The organism is Aminobacter ciceronei, assembly GCF_014138625.1.
Taxonomy (GTDB): Bacteria; Pseudomonadota; Alphaproteobacteria; order Rhizobiales; family Rhizobiaceae; genus Aminobacter; species Aminobacter ciceronei.
In genome coordinates, this window is sequence record NZ_JACJHY010000013.1 from 117639 (window position 1) to 137172 (window position 19534).

The window sequence follows — 19534 nt, forward strand, 5'->3', positions numbered from 1 at the left end:
CATCCTTTCCGGGCCTGGCCCGGTCATCGAAAACAGGCCGAATGGGAGCTGGGCCTGTCTTCGATGTGGTGGGTCAGCGTTGTCGGCGCCTTGCGTCCCCCTCTGGAGGCGTGGGACGCGGCAGCACCTTCAACCGGCGCAAGATCCATCCCGAGGACCGGTAACGGTCTTCGGGTTTCCTTCCTTAGAAGCCGTAGTTCAGGCCGAGCTTGACGCTGTGGCTGGCGAGGTCTTCGCTGCGTTTTCCGCCGCCCTTGACCACGGCGTTGACGTCGCCATAGTTGACGTAGTTGTACTCGACACGCGCCCTGAGGCCGCCGTCGAAGGCCTGTTCGATACCGCCGCCGACGAGGTAGCCGCCTTCCCATTTGTCGTCTGATATGACGTTGCCCTTGCCCTTGAACTTGGCCATCGAGTAGCCGGCCGTGCCGTAGACCAGCGTGCGGTCAAGCGCGACACCGGCGCGGACCTTGGCCGCACCGTTCCAGGTGCGCTGCAATTCGGCGCCGCCGCCGAGATTGTATTTCGAACCCTTGGAGTAGCTGCCTTCAAGCTCGGCGCCATAGACCATCGAGCCGGACTGGAAGTTGGTGCCGACCTGGCCGCCGAGCTGCCAGCCGCTCTTGTCGGCAAACGGGTTCGGGAAGCCCGAGGAGGCCGAGCCGAGATGGACGCCGGCATAGGTGCCCGACCAGTCATAGGCCTGGTTGGAAAAGTCCTGCGGCGCCTCATAGTTCTGGGCGATGTCAGCGGCCATTGCAGGCATGGCGAAAGGCGCGAGGCCCGCGAATACGACGAAAAACAGATTTCGCGTGGACATGATAGATCTTGCTCCGACATTTGCGTGGGGCTGCGAAGCAAAAGCCTCGCAGCCCGTTGACGGGGCCTCGACGCAGCGGCAACGGGGGGAGAACCCGCCGGCCAAGTCCCGTGCACCATATCATTGGTTGCGAGCGCAACCTGAGCCTTCTGCATTGCAGCAACATTGCATCGAATATAATAAAATCAATTATTTAGCGGTAACCTTTCGGTAATCTTCATTAAGCCTTTCTTGGGCTGACACGCGCGGACAGGCGGCGGCCCGGGATCAACCGAACCGCAGCTGAAGGCAACGCGTCGTGAAGATTGGCTCGCTGGAAGCGAGGCCGGCGCTGACACGCCGGCCCGACAGGTTCAGCGTGCCGCCCGCGTCAGCAGGCGCTGGTAGAACAGGCCGATGCCGATCAGCACGCCGCCCAGGCCGATGAAGGACAGCGCCCGCAGCACGCCTTCCAGTTCGGACATGTCGAACAAAAAGACCTTGGCCACCGCGATCGAGATCAGCGCCGCCGAAGCAATGCGCAGGACCTGCGACTTCAGCGTCACCCCGGCGACAAGGAGACCGACGCCCATGACCAGCCACAGCGCCGAATAGCTGTAGGTCTCGACCTGACCGAGCCCGGCCCACATGCCGATATGCTCGCCCTGGAACAGCCGCCGGACCGACAGCGTGGCATAGGCAAAGACCAGCAGGGCCGCGACCAGCGCCAGCATCGCCGAATACCAGTGCGGCCGCTTGTTGCGGGCATAGAGCGCGAGGCCGGCAGCGGCGGCCGCCGGCAGCAGATAGGCGAGGAACAACAGGTTGAAGAAGACGATGGTGCCGGTGTTTTCGTTGGTGAACAGCGGATTGAGCACCAGGAAGTGCTGGCCGACGATCGACAGCACCGACACGACGCCGATGCCGAGCGAGCCGTAGCGCAGCACCGGGCTCGGCGAGCGCATGTCGAGCGCCACCAGCATCGCGCCACCGCCAAGCGCGATCAGCGTGTAGATCGCCTGTTCGGCCAGCGTCGGCACGTCGGAGGTGATGACGCCGCCATTCATCGCGTGACGCACCAGCATCGCCAGCGTCAAAAGCGCAAACAATGCCGCCACCGCCTCCATCACCAGCCGCGGCCGGCCATTGGTGGTGCGCGCCAGTTGCCAGGCGGCAAAACCGAAGGCTGCCGCCGGGATGCCATAGCCCGGCAGGATCCAGTTGAACACAGGCGTGGTACCCAGCACGTCGGCGCCAACGATGGTCGGGTCGAAGGCGATGCGCGCCAGCACGGCAACGGCCGCAGCCACGCTCAGCCAGCCGAGCACCGGATAGGAGCGCTGCCTGGTCGCCAGCGCCGGCAGTGCGGCGGCAGCCCCCAGCAGCACCGTCGTCCAGCCCGAGCCGAAACCCATATGCAGGGCGAGCAGCAGCGACACCCCTGCCCCGCCAAGGGCGAAGGACACGGCATGCCCTCCGGCCAGCGGCGGCTGCTCGCTGCGGGCGATCCATTCGCCGCCGGCAACGAAGGCGGCAACCATGGCAACGGCGAGAAGCGCGCGCAGGAGATCGCGGTCGGGATTGCCATAAGCGAGCCAGAGCGAGAACAGCACCGCCAGCGGCACGGCAACGCCCCAGCCGGCCCAGGACGCCGCACGCCAAGGAGCTGCTACGACCTCGCGCCGTGCGTTCCACAGGCCGGCCGCTGCAAAGACCAGCCCGAGCAGCCAGCCGATCGGCGTCAGCGACGAGCCGGCGACCTCGATCGGCAGCCCCTCGACGGTCAGCGCGCCGATCGGCAGGTCGAGGTCGAAGGTGCCGCCCAGCGCGTTGCGCAGATAGACCAGCACCGAGGCGATGCCTGCGGCAAACAGCAAGGACAAGGCTTGCGGGCGATACAGCGCCACCGCCAGCATGCCGACCAGAAGGATGGTGCCGCGCAGCGGTCCGCCAAGCGAGGCATAGGTCGGGTGGATGAACAGCACGACGGCGGTCACGGCGACGAAAAAGGCCGGCACCATGGACGGCCAGTCGAGCGCCGATGGCTCCTCGTCGCGGCCGAGCCACACAAACGCAAGCGCGCCCAGCGTCACCGCGCTGATGAACAGCACGACGGCGAAGCTCGCCAGCGGGGCGTCGGCGAGATAGAGCAGCGTCCACAGGCCGGTGCCGATGAAGGCAGCGCCCATCAAAAGCGACCAGCGGCGGATACGGGCAACGGCTGATGTCGCCACCAGGACGATGGCGAGATAGCCGAACAGCGCCCAGTAGCTCGGCGCCGTAGATGCCACCAGCACCGGCGTCACCATCGAGCCGAGAAGGCCGAGCCCGGCCAGCGCCTGGCCGTGGGCAAGGGCCGCGGCAATCGTCGCGACACCGACGATGCCCAGAAGCACGAAGGCCGGGCCGGCGCCGATGAAGCCGTAAATGCCATGCGCGGCATAGATGGTGCCGAACAGGGTGAAGGCGCCCGCCGCCGTCAGGATCGCCGGAATATAGGCATTGGAGCCATTCTGGATCGGCACGCGGTAGCCGGTGCGGCGGATGAATTCGCCGCCGCCGACAAGCACCAGTCCGAGCAGTGCGGCCATGCTCAAGCGCAGGCCGGGACCGAAGATGCCGGATTCGATGGAAACCTTGATCAGGAACACGGCGCCGAAGGCCAGCGCCAGGCCGCCGACCCACACCGCCCAGCGGGTGCCGAGCGTTGTTTCAATGTCGGGCGCAGCACGCGCGGCTGCCTGTGCCGGCGCGGCGCGAGCGGCCGCCCACGGCCCGGAAGCTGCCGCATCCGCCTCGACATTCGCCGCCACGGGAAGCTCTTCGGCAGGGGCTGTCTCCGGTATCGTTTCCGGCGCCGCTGCCGCGGTGGGCTGTTCAGCCGCCGCCGGCGCCTCGGGCACCTCGCTCACCGTCTCGGCCGCGACCTCCGCCGGCCTGACCTCCGCCGGCCTGGCCTCCGCCGCTTTGGCGGCAGGCGCCGGTGCGGCGCCCGACAGCACCAGCGAGCGCAGCGCGCCCAACTCGCGCTCGAGCAGGCCGAGCCGGCTCTGCTGCTTCGAAATGATGATGAACAGCGCCACGATGGCGATGACGCCCAACAGGCTCTCAAGCATGGCCGTTCCCCCTCAGATTGGCCGGCTTACCGCGCCGCCAGATTGGCGACCGGAAAGATCGAACATGTTTCGGTGCCGAAGGCGAGCAGCTTGCCGTCCTTGTCCTTCAGCGTCGCTTCCGACACGGCAAGCGTGCGGCCCTTGTGGATCACCCTGCCCTCGCAGACCACTTCACCGGTTTTCGGCGTGATCGGCCGGGTCAGGTTCACCTTGAACTCGACAGTCGTGTAGGCCTCGCCCTTGTCCAGCGTGCTGTGCACGGCGCAGCCCAGCGCCGAATCGAGCAAGGTCGCGGCCCAGCCGCCATGCACCGTGCCGAGCGGGTTGAGATGGCGGTCGCCTGGCAGCCCACGAAACACCGCGCGGCCCGTTTCGACCTCGGTCAGGCCGAAATTCATCGCAGCCGCGATCGGCGGCGCGGGGTAGAGCCCGTCGACGACGCGCTGCAAAAGCTCGGTGCCGGAATAGAGATGCACGTCCTCATGCGGGATCGTGCCCAGGCCAAGCGGAGACACCAGGCCGGGGAACAGTTCGACTTCGCTCATGCGGCAGTGTCTCCATGGGAAATCGCGCCGGGCGAGATGGCTCGGGCGGCGTGGAATTTCCGCAGCGCCGTCAGAAGCCCGCCGCGCGCATCCGGCGGCTCGATGCCGCGCGGCTCGTAGACATGGCGGGCAAAGAAGAAGCTCGACAGCCGGAAGGCATCCTCGATGGCCTTGAGGTCGGCGCCCTGCCGCGCCCCGCGCTGCAGGAAATGTGGCAGCGGCAGCAGCTTGTCGCGCCATGGCTCGCCGGCGGCGCGCGACACCGCGCGGCCCGACTTCGGCGAGACATAGGTCAGCTCCTCGAGCGCGCCGGTGGCGGCGCATTCGGTGAGATCGAGGCCGAAGCCGAGTTCATCGAGCACCAGCAGCTCGAAGCGCACGACGAGTTCGCCGACGGCGTCGGCATCGCTCAGATGTTCGATCAGGATCGCCAGCGTCTCGTAGAGGCCGGCATGCGGGTCGCGCTCGGGCAACAGCCGGAGATGGGCGGCGAGTGTCTGCAGCGCATAGACGGCAACCGCGCTGTCGATCAGCCTGGCTGCGTTGAGCTCGATCGGCTCGGCCTGGAAGGTGCCGAGATGTTCGTCGAGGCGGGCGCGCCAGATCAGCTCGACGCGGTTGCCGGCCTGCAGCACCGGCTGCTGCTTGCGCGAGCGGCCGCCGCGCACCAGGCCGAGATGCCGGCCATGGGCGCGCGTCATCACCTCCAGCACGGCGGAGGTTTCGCCATGCCTGCGGGTGCCGAGGATGATTCCTTCGTCGCGCCACTCCATGGCCGGACCATCAGCCGGTTGAGCGACGAAATCAAGAACTATGGCTGGCCAAGACGGTTGGCCGGAACCAGGCCCGGCGGCTCAGCGCTCGGGCAGCGGCGGGATCAGTGCCAGCAGCAGCAACGCGCCCAACACCAGTGCCGCTGCGGCGAGCGCCAGCGGCAACAGGCCAAGCGTGATGAAGGGCGCGACGACTGCCGTGCCGGCCGCCGTCGTGCCGAGGATGGCGACAACCACGAGGGCTGCGCCGCGGGCATCGTCACCATGCGCGGCAACCACCGCGCGGTGGAAGCCGGGCGGACCACGGAAGCCGAGGCCGAAGTTGAACGGCACGAACAGTGCGGTCACCACCAGCGTGCTCGCCCCGCCGATCAGCGCATAGGCGAGCATCGCCACGCCGCCGAGGGCTGAAAGTGCAGTGCCGAACCAGATCATCCGTTCGGCGCCGAAACGCGCCGTCAGCCTGCCGGTGGCATTGGCGGCAACGATGAAGGTGGCGATGCCGGTCAGCTGCATGGCGATGAAATCGCTGAGCCCTGCGCCAAGGGCCGCGACGAACACCGTCGGTGCGGCAAAGACGATCACCAGAAGAGCCCCCAGGGTGAAGGCATGGCTCACCGCATAGCGCAGGAAGGTGGCGTTGCGCAGCAGATGGGCATAGCCGCCGCTGCGGCGGCCGCTGACGACAGCGGGCAGGTGCCGCCCAAGCGTGGCGACGGCCGCGGCAAGCAGCAGCGCGAGTGCGGCGATGACCTCGAACGAGGCATTCCAGCCGGCGACCGACAACAGCCAGACACCGGCTACCGGCGCCAAGGCAGGGGTCAGCGATTCGATGCTTCCGAGCAGGCCGAGCTTGCCTATGGCGCGCTCGTCGCCATAGAGCGCGCGGATCATGCCCGGTGCGAACACCGCCGCGGCCGATCCCGCCGCCCCTTGCAGGAAGCGCAGGCCGATCAGCATGTCGAGCGAGGTGCTGAAGCCGGCCAGCGCCGAGACCAGGCCATAGGCGACAAGCGAGCCGACCAGCAAGCGGCGCTGGTCATAACGCGCGCCGAGCGTGCCGAAGGCCAGCAGGCCAACTGCAGCGCCGGTGACGAAGGCCGCCAGCACGAATTGCGCCTGGGCATAGGTGCCGCCCAGCACCTCGGGCAAGCCAGGCACGGCCGGCAGCACGAGGTCGGTGCCGGCGATGCCGAGCACGGTGCTTGTCACGATGAGCGCAAAGGCGATGCCTGCATGGCCGCCATGCTTGCCGGTTGTCATTGTCTTGCCTGTTCTTGTCTTGGCCCAGCCTTGACCTTGGACCGATCCCGGTCTTGGGCCAGTCCTGGATCGAGGGCTTTTTCGGGACGGCGTCAGTGCCCCAGGACAGGCCACGGGTCAAGCAAAGCCGGTTGGTCCAGCTTGCTGGCGAAAGCCGTTCGAGCCTTACGGGCAGTCGCTGTCGCGGACAAAACGCGCCTTGACCCAGCCCTTGGTGGTGCGGTCGCCATTGTAATGGGTGACCGGGCACCAGCGGCTCGCCCAAGGGGCGCTCGCCGGCCGGCAGGCGGCGTCGAGATGGATGATGCCGTGCGTCTCAGGCGGCAGCACGTCGACGATGCGGGCATTGGCCGAGGGCCGCGCCCGCATGTTGAGCGCATCATTGCCAGCGACATTGACCACCACAAGGCAGCCCGGCCCTGAGGTCGCCATCACAGGCGTGGCGATGGTCAGCGTCAGCAGTGCTGCCAGAAATGCTCTCCGCATGTTGGTCCTCGCTTGCTCCCGGCCGATGACGCCGGCGCGTGAGCTTAGCCCGACGACTGAGCTGCGCCAAGGCGGCCGCCGCCGATCAAGCGGCGGCCGCCCCCCTGCCAGGCAAAGCATGTCAGGCGAAGCGTGGTCGCATCACCCGCGTTCCGGCCCAGTCGAGCACGAGCATCACCAAAAGCGAGATGCCGACGAGCGGAAAGGCGATGCCGCCCAAGGCAAGGATGGCGATCAGACCGCGGAACACTCTCGTGTCCTCAGGCAGCGGCGGCACGCCGAGCGAGCCGGCGGGACGGCGCTTCCACCACATCACCCCGGCAGACACCGCAAGCAGCACGATGCCGAGGCAGGCGGCCAGCAGCACGAGCTGGGTGACCAGCCCGAACTCCTGGCCCATATGCACCGAGATGCCCCACTCCATCCATTTGCCGCCGAGGCCGTAATCGGCAAAACCCATATCGATCAGCGGCTCGCCGCTATACTGGTCGAGATGGATCACCCTCTGCTGGCTGGCAGCATCCGGATAGACCGAGCCGGTGTAGACGCCGGCCGGCTTTCCTGGGATCGCCACCGTATAGCCGCGATGCAGCCCCAGCCTGTCGAAGGTCTCGACAGCCTTGTTCAGCCCGATCGGCGTGCCCGCGGCAGCAGACGATTCCGGCAGCCTGGCCTGCTCCAGCGACCACGACGTCTTGGCGACATGGTCGAGATGTTCGCCCGACATCGGCACGTCGACGCGCACACCGGAGGGGTAGCCGAAATTGCTGCCATTGGCCCATTCATTGACCTTTTCGCCCCAGACGCCCGACCAGGGCATGCCTGTTATCGCCAGGAAGACGATGAAGACGCCTGCGAACAGGCCGGTCACCGCATGCAGGTCGCGCCAGAACATGCGGTTCCTGGGCTTGCCGCGCACCGAAACGACGCCGCCCTTCTTGCCGCGCGGCCACCAGAGATAGATGCCGGTGCCAACAAGCAGGATCGACCAGCCGCCGGCAAGTTCGATCACCATGCGCGCGCCGTCGCCGAAATATTTCAGGCTGTGCAGGTAGCGGATGGTCCACATGATGGTGCCGCGATCGGGCAAGGCGCCCAGCACCGACCCGTCATAAGGGTTCACATAGACGGCGAGCTTGCCGAAATCGGCTGATGCGACAGTGATTTCGGCCGAACTCCCAGGCGTTGCCGGGTCGAGATATTTCACCGCCGTGCCGGGATAGTTGGCAAGGGCTGCGTCGACCATGACCTCGGGCGTGACCTTGGTCTGTGCGACGGTCACGCGCTTGAGGTCGGAGTAGACTGATGTGTCGATCTCGTCCTTGAACAGATAGAGCGCGCCAGTGACGGCGAGCGTGATCATGAAGGGCAGCACCATCAGCCCGGCATAGAAGTGCCAGCGCCAGACGGCGCGGTAAAGGTTGGACGCGGAGCGCGCGACGGCGTTCTCCCGTCCGAGGGTCATATCGGACATTGTTGTCTCCATAGCGTGGAAGCACGGGCCTAGCGGCCCGCAGGGTTCGACGTCAGACGGAGACAGACGGAGGCGCCCTCGCCTCGGCGATCAGGCCGCGTTGGCCCTGGGGCGCAGGCTGCCCTGGTTCGGCAAGGACGGTGCCTTGCGCTTCGGGCCGCTCGAGGATGAAGGCAAGCTGCTCGCCCGGCAGGCCGGGCGTCGTCGCAGCCGCAAGCTGGCAGAGCGTGCCGCAGGGACAGTCGGCCGGGCTGCGGGCGGGCCTGGTGTCGCCGCCGGCCGGGCCCATGCCGTCCATGGTGCAGATGACGCCGAGCGGGTCGGCGGCGGACGCGGCCATGGCGCCGGAAGCAGCGCCCGAAAGCAGCGCCTGGAACAGCAGCATGAAGGCGATCATGCCGGCGATGACGCCAGCCGACAGCCTGTCCCGCAAGATGAGCCGCATCCCCTTCATGTCAGCGCCATGCCACAATGCCGCCGCAAAGTCACTGCGGCACGAGCGCTTGACGCGACAGCCGTGTCAGATCTGCAATGTCACGTCGGCCGTGGCCTTGTCAGCCATGGCGCGGCCATTGCTGGTGCAGCTTATCGATGACGAAACCATGGGCATGGCGGTGGCCATGACGATGTCCGCCCTCGGTCCAATGCGGGTCGTCATCGGCGAGGCCGTGATGGTGATGGTCGACGATTTCGGGGTCCGACGACGGCCACAGCGCCAGGGCAGTGGCGACCGCAGCAGCCGTGATGCCGGCCATGATGACGAAGGTCATGGGCAGGCCGACCGAGACGCCGAGCCAGCCGGCCAGCGGATAGGTGATGAGCCAGCAGGCATGCGACAGCGCGAACTGCGCGGCAAACAGCGCCGGCCTGTCCTCGGCGTGCGACGAGCGCCTGAGCAGCCGGCCCGCCGGCGTCTGCGCCATCGAATAGCCGAGGCCGAGCAGGAACCACAGCGGCAAGAGCGCGGCAAAACCCTGCACCAGCGTGCCGGAAACAAGCCCAACAGCCAAAAGGGAAATGCCCGCCAGCATGATCGAGCGGTCCGGCACCTTGTCGAGGATTCTGGGCAGCATCAGCGCCGCCGTCATCGAGCCGGCGCCATAGGCGGCGAGCGCCACTGCGGTCGCCTTCTGCGTCAGGCCATACTCGCCCTGCACGATGACGACGGTGTTGACGATCACCATCGCGCCCGACGCCGCCACCGCCATGCTCACCGCCAGCAGGCCCTGCAGCCGCGGCGTCGCCAGATAGATCTTCAGGCCCCTGGTGGTGCGCTCATAGATGCCTCGCGGCACAGACGGTTTCGGGCTCGGCAGCGTCACCGAGACGACAAGTGCAGCGGAGGCGAGGAAACCGATGACCGTGCCGGCGAACAGCTCGTGGAAGCTGACCACCGTCAGCAGCGCCGCAGCCAGTATGGGGCTGACAAGGCTCTCCAGATCATAGGCAAGCCGGGTCAGGGACAGCGCTCGCGTATAGTCCTTCTCCTCGGGCAACACGTCGGGGATGGTCGCCTGGAATGCCGGGGTGAAGCCGGCGGAGGCCGACTGCAGCACGAAGATCAGCACATAGACCTGCCAGACCTCGGTGACGAAGGGCAGAAGCAGCACCACCGCCGCGCGCACAAGATCGAGGCAGACAAGCATCGAACGCCTGGGCAGCCGCTCGGCGAAGGCTGCGGCAACAGGTGCGACGAGGACGAAGGCGATCATCTTGATCGCCAGCGCAGTGCCGAGAACGACACCCGCATCGGGTCCGGCCAGCTCATAGGCCAAAAGCCCGAGCGCCACGGTGGCGAGGCCGGTGCCGATCAGCGCGATCAGCTGTGCGGCAAAGAGATGCCGGTAGGTTCGGTTGGACAGGATCTGAAGCATGGTCGGGCTCTGGCGGTATCAGGCACTCTGGGACAGCACGGCGACCGGCGCATAGCCGGCGGCCTGCTCAGAGGTACTTGGTGATTTCCTTGAAGTCGTCGATCGATTGGCGCTGCGCGCGCGGCAGGCTTCCGACCGCGTCCTCCAGGCAATGGTCGAGATGATCCTGGATCAAAGTGCGCTTGGCCTGGCCGACGGCTTTTTCCACGGCATGAAGCTGCTGGGCGATGTCGAGGCACGGCCGGCCCGCCTCGATCATGGCGATGATGCCGCGCAGATGGCCCTCGGCCCGCTTCAGCCGCTTGATGGTGTCGGGATGGGAGGTGTGGGGATGAGCATGTTCCGTCATGCCTAATTGCTATCCCCCTGGGGGGGATATGGTCAAGGCCGGCCCCGTGCGAAAATTCCTGGCCTACCCGCTCACCAGCCGCGGAAGCGTGGCCCTCCAACAGGCGAGGCGATGAAAAACGCCGCCGGCCGATCTCCGCCATGCCATCGGCATCTCGGGGACTGGCGGAGACCCGGCTGCAGACGCGTTGTCGCGTTCAGCGATAACCTGTCGTGTCGGCCGGCTTGCCGGCATCCTGCACCTCGACGACGTAAGGCCAGGCGTTGGGCCGGGAGTTGTCGAGGTCGGTGAAGCCATAGATCTGCGCCAGGCCACCGCTCGACAGCGACTGGCCGTTCCAGCGCGCCACATCGGGGTCGGTCGCAAGGGCCGCGACCGCACGGCCGACGAAGCGCGGCGTCTCGGAAATGGCGAAATGCGGGACGTTTTCAAGCGCGTCGCGCCAGTTGGCTTCGGTGACCCCGAAATGCTCCAGCATCATTTCCGAGCGCAGCCAGCCCGGCGTGATCGCCACCGAGGTCGCGCCATGCGGGGCAAGATCCTTGGCATGCGCCCAGGCCATGCGCAGCACCGCCGCTTTGCACAGGTCGTAGAAGGGTGACAGGCGATAGTTCACCGCATTGTATTCGGCGGTGCCGTCAGTGACCTCGACCAGGAGCCCGCCGGGCTTTTCGATCATCAGCGGCAGCGCGTGATGGGCGGTGATCAGATGGGTGTCGATCGACAGCCTCAGCATCCTGAGACCGTTGTCGAGATTGTGGTCCCACACCGGCTTGTTCCACTCGAACAGTTTTTCGCCGCCCCAGATGTCGTTGACCAGGATGTCAAGACGACCCTGTTCCTTGCGGATGCGCGCGACGAGATCACGCACCTCGTCGGAAACGAGGTGGTCGACGCGCACCGCAATGCCCGTGCCGCCAAGCGCCTCGATGGCCTCCGCCGTCTCCTCGATCGTCTCCGGCCGCTGGTATTCGGACTGGTGGTCGCGCGTCGTCCGCCCGGTGACGTAGACGGTGGCGCCGGCCGCGCCCAGTTCCGTGGCAATGCCCCTGCCCGCGCCGCGGCTGCCGCCGGCAACGAGCGCTACTTTTCCTTGCAGTGTCATCGATCTCTCCCGAGAGTGTTTCTTTCGCAGGCTGGTCATCGGCTTCGAAGCGATATATAAATGAATATTCGTTTATAAATAAAGGTCAAGATGCCCCGCCGTAAAACCCTGTCCGACGAAGAGGTCCTGGTCGCCGCCTCGCGGCTGCTGCATGAGCATGGCCCCGATGCGCTGACCTTCGAAAGCCTGGGGCGCGCCTGCGGCCTGTCGCCGGCGACATTGGTGCAGCGCTTCGGGACCAAAGCCAGGCTCAAGCAGGCAACGCTTCTGCATGCCTGGAACGGGCTCGACGCCAAGACGGCGGCGCTCGCCGCCTCGACGCCGAAAACGCCCGAGGGTGCAATCGCCTTGCTTGTCGGCCTGTCGGATTATGGCGGCATCGAAACCTATGCCGAAGGTCTCTTGGTGCTGCGCGAGGATCTGCGCGATCCCGTGCTCAGGGCGCGCGGCGCTGCCTGGAAGGCGGCACTGTCGGCCGCCCTCGACGAGCGCTTCACAGCTGTTGCCGCAGCGCCCATGGGCATCGGCCTGTTGATGGCCTCGCAGTGGCAAGGCTCGCTGTTGTGGTGGGGTTTCGACCCGCAGGGGCGGGTCGAGGATTTTGTCGCCGCCGGCCTGCGCGATTTCGTTGCGGCGGTGCTGGCCGAACCGACGTGGAAATGAGAGGGCTGGCATGGCACCCCGCAGCCTGCCGCGAGCCTGTTCGGCCACCTCATGAGCCTCTCCATAGCGCAGGGACACCTGCATTGACGCTAGGTTATTTTAGACTTAAAAAATTTAAGCTCAAAATAATTTGAGTGCTGATTGGGAGGAACTTTATGAGCCATTCCGGTTCCACGGATAGCGGAGCACCTGCATTGAAGATCGGCCGTCGTGGGTTTCTGAAGGCAACGCTGGCCATGGGCGCCGCCGCTGCCGCGCCCGTCGGCAGCAGTGCGCAGACCAAGGGCGCTGCAGCCGGAAATCCGGCATTGGGCAACGAGTTCGTCATTCGCGCCGGTCACATCCTGTCCATGGATGGGGACGTTGGTGATTTCGCCAGCGGCGAGGTTCACGTCAAGGATGGCCGGATCGTTGCGGTCGGCGAGAAACTGAGTATTGCGGGGATCGAGGCAGTCGATGCCACCGACATGATCGTCATGCCTGGCTTCATCGACACACATTCCCATCTCTGGAACGCCTTCCTGCGCGGTTCGATAAGAGGCGACGATCCTGTCCGGGGTTACTTCCCGACGACCAATAGGGCAGCCCCGCTGTGCACGCCGGACGACGCGTCCGCCTCGGCGAGGTTCGGGCTTCTGGAAGCGCTTCTCTCCGGCACCACCTGTATCAACAACTTCAGCCACAACACCCGCTCGGTCGAGCACGCCAACGCCGAGATACGCGCCTCGATCGATCTCGGAGTCCGCACACGATACTCCTATGGAACGCCGGGCCGCGGGGAACGCCTCGACACCACCGGCGTCGAAGCGGTGCGCAAGCAGTGGGCCACGGGACACCCCCTCATCACGGTCGGCGTCAACCTCCAGACGCCCGCCCCGGACATCCTGAAAAGCGGCGGCGACGACGACAAGTTCGTCGCAGAAGCACGGTTTGCAAAAGAGCTCGGATTGCCAGTTTCGCTCCACTACGGCAATACCGCCCACGGGCTGGTCGCCTTCATGGACAAGCACGACTTGCTCGGCCCCCATATCCTCTTCATCCATACCCAGGGACTGACCGAAGCAGAGCGCAACACGCTCGTCGCCAAGAACGTGCAGTTCTCGATGTCGCCAGCGATCGAAATCCCCTACTCGACGGTCAGGAATGGCTACATCCAGTTCGCCGAGCTCGAGCAGTTGGGCGCGAGCCTCAGCCTGTCCGTCGACGCGTCGAGTGCGATGGCCACCGCCGACTTCTTCACCGTCATGCGGGCGCTGCAATGGTCCCACAAGCAGCGTGCCGACGTCGACCGGGCGCTCGAGCCGAAACGGATCCTTGAAATCGCTACGCTCGGAGGCGCCAGGGCCCTTGGCCTCGATCGAGAGATCGGCTCGCTGACGCCGGGCAAGAAGGCCGACATCATTCTGGTCCGCAAGACCGACCTCAACATCGCGCCGGTCATCGATCCGTATTTCTCCCTGGTCTTCTCGGGAGGCGCGCGCAACGTCGACACCGTCATCGTCGACGGCGTCCTGGTCGTGAAATCTGGCCAGCATGTCCGGGTCGACGGCTCCGACGTGGTGGCGAAGGCCGAACAGGCCGGGCGTGCCATGCACGAAAAGCTCGAGCATATCATCGCCAACACGAAGGAAAGCGTCGAGCAACTGAACAAAAAGGGATAGTGCCGGCCGGGCGCAGGTTCCGCCTGCGCCCGGATGCCTGATGTCGCAGCCAAGACGCATGTCCAGCAGACGGCAACAGCTACTTGTCGCCGACCTGCTTCTTGCCGCTCAAAAGCGCATAGACCGCCATCGAATGGCCGTGGCCGAGGCCAAAGTCGGCGCCCAGCCATTCGATGATCTGCCCGGCCTTGACGCCGGGCTTCAGCTTGCCGCCTTGCGAAAAGCCCTTGCCGTCGGCGAGCGCGAGCAGGTCCTCCGGCCCCTTGCCGGTCCTGGTCTTGATGGTGTCGAGATAGGCCTGGAAGGACATGTCGTTCTCCTCGTTGAAGTTTGATTGATCAGGCGCGCTTGCGGTTGGCCAGCACGCCGCCGGCGATGATCGCCGCCAGACCTGCGACCGACAGCACAGTCAGCACGTCGTTGAACAGCATGGCCGCCAGCACCACACCGAAGCCGGTGCCCCAATAGCCGAGCTGGCTGAAGAACACCGGCCCGCCGATCTCCTGCAGGCGGAAGTTGAGCAGATAGGACGAGGCTGACGTCGCGACCATGCAACCGATCCAGAACAGGATGTCGCGGTCGAAAAAGACCCAGCTCGACGGCGCCTCGAAGAACGGCGCCACCAGCGCCACCATCAGGCTCGAGCTCAACAGGATGCCGCAGGAAAAGGCGAGCGCCGACGAGCCCTTGGGCCAGTACGCCGTGCGGATGATGTTGCCGGCGGCGGCACAGGCCGGAACGATGATGCCGAGCAGCACCCAGACAGTCTGCGAGAAGTCGATCTCGGCCAGTTGCTGCTGCACCAGGGCCGCCATGCCGGCGAGGCCGATCAGGATGCCGGCGAAACGCCGGAGATACATGCGCTCGATGCCGAGGCCGGCGGCAAAGCTCATCGTCAGCAGCGGCGACAGCGAATAGACCGTCGAGGTGTAGGCCGGCCCGACCCGGTCGACGATGTAGTAGCCGAGCACCGTCGGCACGATGAAGCTGATGATGCCGAGCACCAGATAGAGCAGGATGTGGCTGCGCTGGCGCGGAATGCCCTGCCCGGAAGCGGCGAGCAGCGGCAGCAGCACCATGCCGGCGCCGACATTGGCGACCAGCGCCAGCTGGAATGGCTGCATGCCGGCATTCAGCGCCGCCTTGGAGATCATGATGCGGGTGGCGAAGACCAGGCCGCACAAGGCCAGCAGGATCAGCGGCGAGCGCGCGGCATAGGACACCGGCAAACGAAGAACTTCCTGTTGCGTCATGGTCATCTCCGAGATATCTTAGTACTAAGATAAATATGGAATTATCTTAGTGTCAAGACATCTCGACGAGAATATTGGGGAACTGGCCGGCGACGGCCTGCAGGACGGCATCGATGCCCGCCGGGCGCAATGGGCCAGGGAACTGCCGCATCTCGACACGCGCGGCATGGCGATCCTCGGCCGCGCCCGCTGGATCACGCTTGCCGCCCGGCCCAAGATCGAGGCGATCTTCGCCTCCTACGGGCTCGACACCGGCGAGGCCGACGTGCTGTTCACGCTGCTGCGCTCGGGCCCGCCCTACCGGCTGCGTCCGACCGAGCTCTACAAGTCGATGATGATCTCGTCGGGCGGCGCCACCAACCGCATCGTCAAGCTGGTCAAGGCGGGCCTGATCAGGCAGGTCGCGTCCGATGGCGACGGCCGCAGCCTGCCGGTCGAATTGACCGAGGAAGGTCTTGCCCGTGCCCGCGAGGCCTTCGAGGCCGACATGGCGGTGGAAACGCTGATGCTCGAAAGCCTGAGCTGGGACGAGCAGGCGCAACTGGCGCGGCTGCTGCGCAAGCTGGCGCTGTCGCTCGGCAGTTCGCCGTCGCTGGAGTGAAGACCGTCGGCCCCGCCTCGCCGGGCCTTCGCTCAGGACTTCGGCCTGCTCGCCAGTTCCCGGTCGATCTGGCCGATCTCCCTACCCGCCTGCTCCAGTTTCAGCAGGCAGCCGAGGATGCGTCTTTGCAGCTCGCGCACGGGACCGCTGATCCGTGCTGCTTCCAGTCCGCCCATTCCCAGGCGCAGCAGCTCATAGGCGGCGATGGCCAGCGACAGGCCGCCGGTGACAGGCGAAGCGATGATCCCGATCACGAAGACGGTGCCGTCGGCGGCCAACCACAGGCCAGCCGACCGCAGTTCCGCCTTGCGGACCTTCAGCTCGGCCTCGAGCTGGTCGAGTTCGACCGAAATGGCTGATACTTCCGCCCGCCTGGCGGCCCGTTCCTTCAACAACTCTGCCTGGGGACGTCCGGCAAAGCGGGACATGACAGCAGGTCAGCCGCCTGGAGAGGCGTAGCCGCTTTCAGCCTCCTCCCGTTGCGCACCCGATGCTGCGTCACGATACCCGAGACCACGCGAAATCCGCGCAGCCTCCAGCCTGGCGGTGGCGAGACTTCGCTCAGTGCTCTCGATGGCCCGCCGGTCGGCAAGCAGGCCCTGCAGCCGCACCGCCAGCACGGCGGCGCCGATGATGCAGAGCCCGACGACCACCGCGCCATGAAGAATGTCTGCCTCAGCGCCAAACAAGCGGGGCAGGTTAATGCCCAGGGTGGGCGCCAGGATCATCGCGGCGAGCAGGATCACGGCGGCCGACAGCGACAGCAGCGGCCAGAGCTGTGACCGCTTGCCGTAACCTTCATCCACCAGGACGGCTGTCGGAACGGGGTCTCGAACGGGCTCCGGCTCAGCCGCACCGGCGACCTCGGCCGGGCGCTGTCCGTCATTTGCCCCGTCGCCGCCGAAATCGGGGGCGACATCGGGCGATCGATCGAGGAGATCCTGAAAACGCTTTGGCATGCTTGCGACATAACCGGCCCCGACGAGGACCTCGAGGGCTTTTGCCGCGCCTGGCTGATACTGGCGAAGTCCGTCGTCGATGTGCTGCAGCTTGCTTGCCGCGACCCACAGCAACCGCTGCAATTCGGACACATCCGCCGCCGAACCGGTCTCTTGACCAGTCACCTCGCGCAGCAGCCACTCCAGGTTTCTGGTCCGCTCGTCCAGTGACGATCGCTCGAAAGCGCCAAGGCGCACCGATGAGCTTTTGCCTGGATGACCAAAAAGAGCAACGAAGCCGATGACCTCGCGTATCGACAGCAGGATCGACGGATCCCAGTCGAGAGCAAAGTCGAATCCACGGGCTTCGCTGTAACTGCGAATCTTTGCGAGGCTTTCCAGCAATTCGGTATCGGTCATAAAGCGCCCTGCGCCCCACGAACAACTTGGCAACGACAGCATATTAGCAAACCCACATCGAAGAATACAGGCCGACTGGAGAGACGTTCGTCGCGCCGCCGACACGGCTGGCCAGGCTGTTACGCCAACTGGCGCTATGCCTCGCCGGCACCGCCGGAGAGACTGACCCGCGAATCAGGATGCGGCCGCGTCGCCGCCGGGGACATGGATTGAACCGGAAAGAGCTTGTCGACCTTGTCAGCGAGCAGCGGATTCCGCTGGCACTCTACGCCACGGGCCAGGGCCTTGAGCGGCCCTGGGCCACGGCCGCGGGGATGGCCGACGAACAAACTGGCAGGCCGATGTCGCTCGACACGCCGCTCCGGGTCGCCAGCAACACAAAGACCTTCGTTGCCGCCACCATCCTCCGCTTCTGGGAACGCGGGCTGATCGATCTCGACGGCCCGGTCGCACGGTTGGTCGACCCGCTGTTCAACGCGTTGCTGACTGCCGCCGGCTACAACACCGACAGGATCACCGTTCGCCATCTGCTCGACCACAGCGGCGGGCTCGTCGACCACACCAACGCCCCCGAATTCTTTGCCACCGTCCTGCGCGAGCCGCAGCATTTGTGGACGCGCGAAGAGCAGGTTCGCCTCGGCGCCAAATTCTCGGCGCCGCTCAGCGAGCCGGGCACGCGCTTCAGCTATTCCGACACCGGCTATATCCTGCTTGGCGACATCATCGAGCGCATCTCGGGCACGACGCTTGCGGAAACCGTCCGGCGCGAGATGGGATTCGAGCGGCTCGGCCTTGCAACGAGCTGGTGGGAGATATCGGAGCCGCAGCCGGCGCACGTCGAGCCGCGGGCGCGCCAGTTTTTCGGCGATGTCGATGCCACCGGGATCAGCGCCTCGATGGATCTTTATGGCGGCGGCGGGTTGGTGATGTCGGTGCGCGACCTCGCCACCCTCTTTGCCGCGCTGTTCGAAGGCCGTGTCTTCGACAGTCCCGACACGCTGCGCGAAATGCTCTCCCAGGGCAGCCACGACGGTGCCGCCACCTATCGCCTCGGCATATCAGTCGACACCGTCGACGGTGCCGAGGTCTACTCGCATCTCGGCTTCTGGGGCACCGCGGCCTATTACGCGCCTGCCCAAGGCATCGCTGTCGCCGGCTTCGCCATCAGGCGCGAGGCGCGCGACACGCTGGTGTCGGTCATCCGCCGGCTGCTTGCCGCCGAAGGCTGGCATGGTTGACCCCGCCACTGGCTGCGAGCCATTTTACTCGAGCCGACACAGGCCGGGCTCGTCCACTTGCTGTAGCCGGCCAGTATGAGCATCGGCGCCGGGATCAGACGGCGGAATCGGGCGAAACCACCTCCCAGGTGCCGAACAGCTCGAGGCCGGCCTTGCCGGCGAGCAGGATCGACGCCGCATTGTCGAGCTGGCATCGGTACTGCGGCTCATATCCCAGGTCCCAGGCGTGCCGGCTGATCGAACGCACCACCTTGCGGGCGTGGCCCTTGCCCCGGTAGGGCTCGAGCGTCAGCACGCCGAGATCGGCGACGCGACCGTTCATCCAGGGATACATGCTGCCGGCACAGACAAGACGGTCCTGCTCGAAGGAACCGAACACCAGCCAGTGGTCGAGTTCGACCGAGGCACCATCGAGGTCCTGCTCCGACGCCTGCGCCTGGAAACCTGAAAACAGCGCCGCGTCCTCGGCGCTCAGACGCCTCGGCCCGGCGACCGGCTCGTCCAGTGCCAGCCGCTTCTTCTCCGCCTCGGTGAAATGATAGATGCGGTCGGCGCCATGCAGCATCACACCCGCTCCATCAAGGGCGTGGCGAAAGCCGGCGATGGACAGGCCCTGCCTTTTGCGCAGGCCGACCCTGGCCGCCAGCTCGGGCGTCACCACCGCCATGGCCCGACCATCGATCGTCTCCAGCACCATGACCCGGCAGTCCTCGTCGAGATCAGGGTCGGCGGCGACAGTAAAATTGTCGTCGCTGTGGAGAATGTCGCCGTTGAGAAACTGCGCCCGCCAAAAATCGACGATCGTCTGCGAAAAATATGACATTGTGAATACTCGGTCTCGTCTGGACGAGCGTGAGCGCGGAAAGTGTAGGCCCGCGATTCTCACGACTTCGTGAAGAAAGCCGTAGCCAGCAAAAACCGGCAAATGTGCGGCATAACAGCGCTTCGCGATCGCTGGACCAAATATAGGCCGGGC

At 65.9% G+C, this 19534-nt stretch carries 20 protein-coding genes; 4 read left to right on the forward strand and 16 right to left on the reverse strand.

Translation table 11 applies throughout. From position 1 onward, the window contains the following. Positions 1–184 precede the first annotated feature (184 nt). The 11 genes from HNQ95_RS15070 to HNQ95_RS15120 form a co-directional block, all read right to left on the reverse strand. Positions 185–820: an outer membrane protein gene (locus HNQ95_RS15070; RefSeq protein WP_154385046.1), complete on the reverse strand. Its 636-nt coding sequence runs from the start codon at positions 818–820 to the stop codon at positions 185–187. A gap of 353 nt (positions 821–1173) precedes the next feature. After that, the gene (locus HNQ95_RS15075) at positions 1174–3915 is read right to left on the reverse strand and encodes a DUF2339 domain-containing protein (protein ID WP_154385045.1); all 2742 of its coding nucleotides are present in this window, start codon (positions 3913–3915) and stop codon (positions 1174–1176) included. A 26-nt stretch (positions 3916–3941) separates the two neighbouring features. Then, positions 3942–4460, reverse strand: a complete 519-nt coding sequence (locus tag HNQ95_RS15080) for a PaaI family thioesterase (protein ID WP_154385044.1) — start codon at positions 4458–4460, stop codon at positions 3942–3944. Continuing rightward, positions 4457–5233, reverse strand: a complete 777-nt coding sequence (gene recO, locus HNQ95_RS15085) for a DNA repair protein RecO (protein WP_154385043.1) — start codon at positions 5231–5233, stop codon at positions 4457–4459. The genes HNQ95_RS15080 and recO overlap by 4 nt, the downstream gene beginning before the upstream one ends. Before the next feature lie 81 nt (positions 5234–5314). Next, a complete protein-coding gene (locus tag HNQ95_RS15090; protein WP_067964187.1) occupies positions 5315–6496 on the reverse strand; it encodes an MFS transporter in 1182 nt (393 codons plus the stop codon). A gap of 165 nt (positions 6497–6661) precedes the next feature. Then, the gene (locus tag HNQ95_RS15095; protein WP_154385042.1) at positions 6662–6982 is read right to left on the reverse strand and encodes an SH3 domain-containing protein; all 321 of its coding nucleotides are present in this window, start codon (positions 6980–6982) and stop codon (positions 6662–6664) included. Positions 6983–7103: 121 nt separating this feature from the next. Then, positions 7104–8456 (reverse strand): PepSY-associated TM helix domain-containing protein, encoded by a 1353-nt coding sequence (locus tag HNQ95_RS15100; RefSeq protein ID WP_182574389.1) that lies wholly within the window; start codon positions 8454–8456, stop codon positions 7104–7106. A 52-nt stretch (positions 8457–8508) separates the two neighbouring features. Then, the gene (locus tag HNQ95_RS15105) at positions 8509–8901 is read right to left on the reverse strand and encodes a DUF2946 family protein (protein WP_182574388.1); all 393 of its coding nucleotides are present in this window, start codon (positions 8899–8901) and stop codon (positions 8509–8511) included. A gap of 109 nt (positions 8902–9010) precedes the next feature. After that, complete coding sequence (locus HNQ95_RS15110; RefSeq protein ID WP_067964192.1) at positions 9011–10330, reverse strand: MFS transporter; 1320 nt, start codon at positions 10328–10330, stop codon at positions 9011–9013. 67 nt (positions 10331–10397) lie between these two features. Further along, positions 10398–10679 carry a metal-sensing transcriptional repressor gene (locus HNQ95_RS15115; protein WP_067964193.1) on the reverse strand — a complete coding sequence of 94 codons (282 nt, stop codon included), beginning with the start codon at positions 10677–10679 and terminating at the stop codon, positions 10398–10400. A gap of 196 nt (positions 10680–10875) precedes the next feature. Then, positions 10876–11784, reverse strand: a complete 909-nt coding sequence (locus tag HNQ95_RS15120; RefSeq protein ID WP_154385036.1) for an SDR family oxidoreductase — start codon at positions 11782–11784, stop codon at positions 10876–10878. Positions 11785–11874: 90 nt separating this feature from the next. On the opposite strand from HNQ95_RS15120, the gene HNQ95_RS15125 reads away from it, so the two are divergent. Beyond that, on the forward strand, positions 11875–12447 hold the full coding sequence (locus tag HNQ95_RS15125) for a TetR/AcrR family transcriptional regulator (RefSeq protein WP_182574387.1): 573 nt from the start codon (positions 11875–11877) through the stop codon (positions 12445–12447). 194 nt (positions 12448–12641) lie between these two features. After that, positions 12642–14108 carry an amidohydrolase family protein gene (locus HNQ95_RS15130; RefSeq protein ID WP_182585801.1) on the forward strand — a complete coding sequence of 489 codons (1467 nt, stop codon included), beginning with the start codon at positions 12642–12644 and terminating at the stop codon, positions 14106–14108. Between the two features lie 79 nt (positions 14109–14187). Here HNQ95_RS15130 and HNQ95_RS15135 read toward each other — a convergent pair whose 3' ends face one another. Together HNQ95_RS15135 and HNQ95_RS15140 are read right to left on the reverse strand one after the other, a co-directional pair. Beyond that, positions 14188–14418 carry a DUF4287 domain-containing protein gene (locus HNQ95_RS15135; protein WP_182574385.1) on the reverse strand — a complete coding sequence of 77 codons (231 nt, stop codon included), beginning with the start codon at positions 14416–14418 and terminating at the stop codon, positions 14188–14190. 28 nt (positions 14419–14446) lie between these two features. Beyond that, positions 14447–15361, reverse strand: a complete 915-nt coding sequence (locus HNQ95_RS15140) for a DMT family transporter (RefSeq protein WP_182574384.1) — start codon at positions 15359–15361, stop codon at positions 14447–14449. A 49-nt stretch (positions 15362–15410) separates the two neighbouring features. On the opposite strand from HNQ95_RS15140, the gene HNQ95_RS15145 reads away from it, so the two are divergent. After that, a complete protein-coding gene (locus HNQ95_RS15145; RefSeq protein WP_182574383.1) occupies positions 15411–15962 on the forward strand; it encodes a MarR family transcriptional regulator in 552 nt (183 codons plus the stop codon). 32 nt (positions 15963–15994) lie between these two features. Here HNQ95_RS15145 and HNQ95_RS15150 read toward each other — a convergent pair whose 3' ends face one another. Next, a complete protein-coding gene (locus tag HNQ95_RS15150) occupies positions 15995–16390 on the reverse strand; it encodes a hypothetical protein (RefSeq protein WP_067964205.1) in 396 nt (131 codons plus the stop codon). 9 nt (positions 16391–16399) lie between these two features. Then, the gene (locus HNQ95_RS15155; RefSeq protein ID WP_067964206.1) at positions 16400–17320 is read right to left on the reverse strand and encodes a hypothetical protein; all 921 of its coding nucleotides are present in this window, start codon (positions 17318–17320) and stop codon (positions 16400–16402) included. 209 nt (positions 17321–17529) lie between these two features. On the opposite strand from HNQ95_RS15155, the gene HNQ95_RS15160 reads away from it, so the two are divergent. After that, positions 17530–18558, forward strand: a complete 1029-nt coding sequence (locus tag HNQ95_RS15160; protein ID WP_169808352.1) for a serine hydrolase domain-containing protein — start codon at positions 17530–17532, stop codon at positions 18556–18558. Between the two features lie 94 nt (positions 18559–18652). Here HNQ95_RS15160 and HNQ95_RS15165 read toward each other — a convergent pair whose 3' ends face one another. Further along, positions 18653–19381, reverse strand: a complete 729-nt coding sequence (locus tag HNQ95_RS15165) for a GNAT family N-acetyltransferase (RefSeq protein WP_067964208.1) — start codon at positions 19379–19381, stop codon at positions 18653–18655. Between the last annotated feature and the right edge of the window lie 153 nt (positions 19382–19534).

Excerpts from the sequence above, each read along its gene's own strand:
- HNQ95_RS15070 (WP_154385046.1), bottom strand. The coding sequence starts at position 820 with ATGTCCACGCGAAATCTGTTTTTCGTCGTATTCGCGGGCCTCGCGCCT.
- HNQ95_RS15075 (WP_154385045.1), bottom strand. The coding sequence starts at position 3,915 with ATGCTTGAGAGCCTGTTGGGCGTCATCGCCATCGTGGCGCTGTTCATC.
- HNQ95_RS15080 (WP_154385044.1), bottom strand. The coding sequence starts at position 4,460 with ATGAGCGAAGTCGAACTGTTCCCCGGCCTGGTGTCTCCGCTTGGCCTG.
- recO (WP_154385043.1), bottom strand. The coding sequence starts at position 5,233 with ATGGAGTGGCGCGACGAAGGAATCATCCTCGGCACCCGCAGGCATGGC.
- HNQ95_RS15090 (WP_067964187.1), bottom strand. The coding sequence starts at position 6,496 with ATGACAACCGGCAAGCATGGCGGCCATGCAGGCATCGCCTTTGCGCTC.
- HNQ95_RS15095 (WP_154385042.1), bottom strand. The coding sequence starts at position 6,982 with ATGCGGAGAGCATTTCTGGCAGCACTGCTGACGCTGACCATCGCCACG.
- HNQ95_RS15100 (WP_182574389.1), bottom strand. The coding sequence starts at position 8,456 with ATGTCCGATATGACCCTCGGACGGGAGAACGCCGTCGCGCGCTCCGCG.
- HNQ95_RS15105 (WP_182574388.1), bottom strand. The coding sequence starts at position 8,901 with ATGCGGCTCATCTTGCGGGACAGGCTGTCGGCTGGCGTCATCGCCGGC.
- HNQ95_RS15110 (WP_067964192.1), bottom strand. The coding sequence starts at position 10,330 with ATGCTTCAGATCCTGTCCAACCGAACCTACCGGCATCTCTTTGCCGCA.
- HNQ95_RS15115 (WP_067964193.1), bottom strand. The coding sequence starts at position 10,679 with ATGACGGAACATGCTCATCCCCACACCTCCCATCCCGACACCATCAAG.
- HNQ95_RS15120 (WP_154385036.1), bottom strand. The coding sequence starts at position 11,784 with ATGACACTGCAAGGAAAAGTAGCGCTCGTTGCCGGCGGCAGCCGCGGC.
- HNQ95_RS15125 (WP_182574387.1), top strand. The coding sequence starts at position 11,875 with ATGCCCCGCCGTAAAACCCTGTCCGACGAAGAGGTCCTGGTCGCCGCC.
- HNQ95_RS15135 (WP_182574385.1), bottom strand. The coding sequence starts at position 14,418 with ATGTCCTTCCAGGCCTATCTCGACACCATCAAGACCAGGACCGGCAAG.
- HNQ95_RS15140 (WP_182574384.1), bottom strand. The coding sequence starts at position 15,361 with ATGACGCAACAGGAAGTTCTTCGTTTGCCGGTGTCCTATGCCGCGCGC.
- HNQ95_RS15150 (WP_067964205.1), bottom strand. The coding sequence starts at position 16,390 with ATGTCCCGCTTTGCCGGACGTCCCCAGGCAGAGTTGTTGAAGGAACGG.
- HNQ95_RS15155 (WP_067964206.1), bottom strand. The coding sequence starts at position 17,320 with ATGACCGATACCGAATTGCTGGAAAGCCTCGCAAAGATTCGCAGTTAC.
- HNQ95_RS15165 (WP_067964208.1), bottom strand. The coding sequence starts at position 19,381 with ATGTCATATTTTTCGCAGACGATCGTCGATTTTTGGCGGGCGCAGTTT.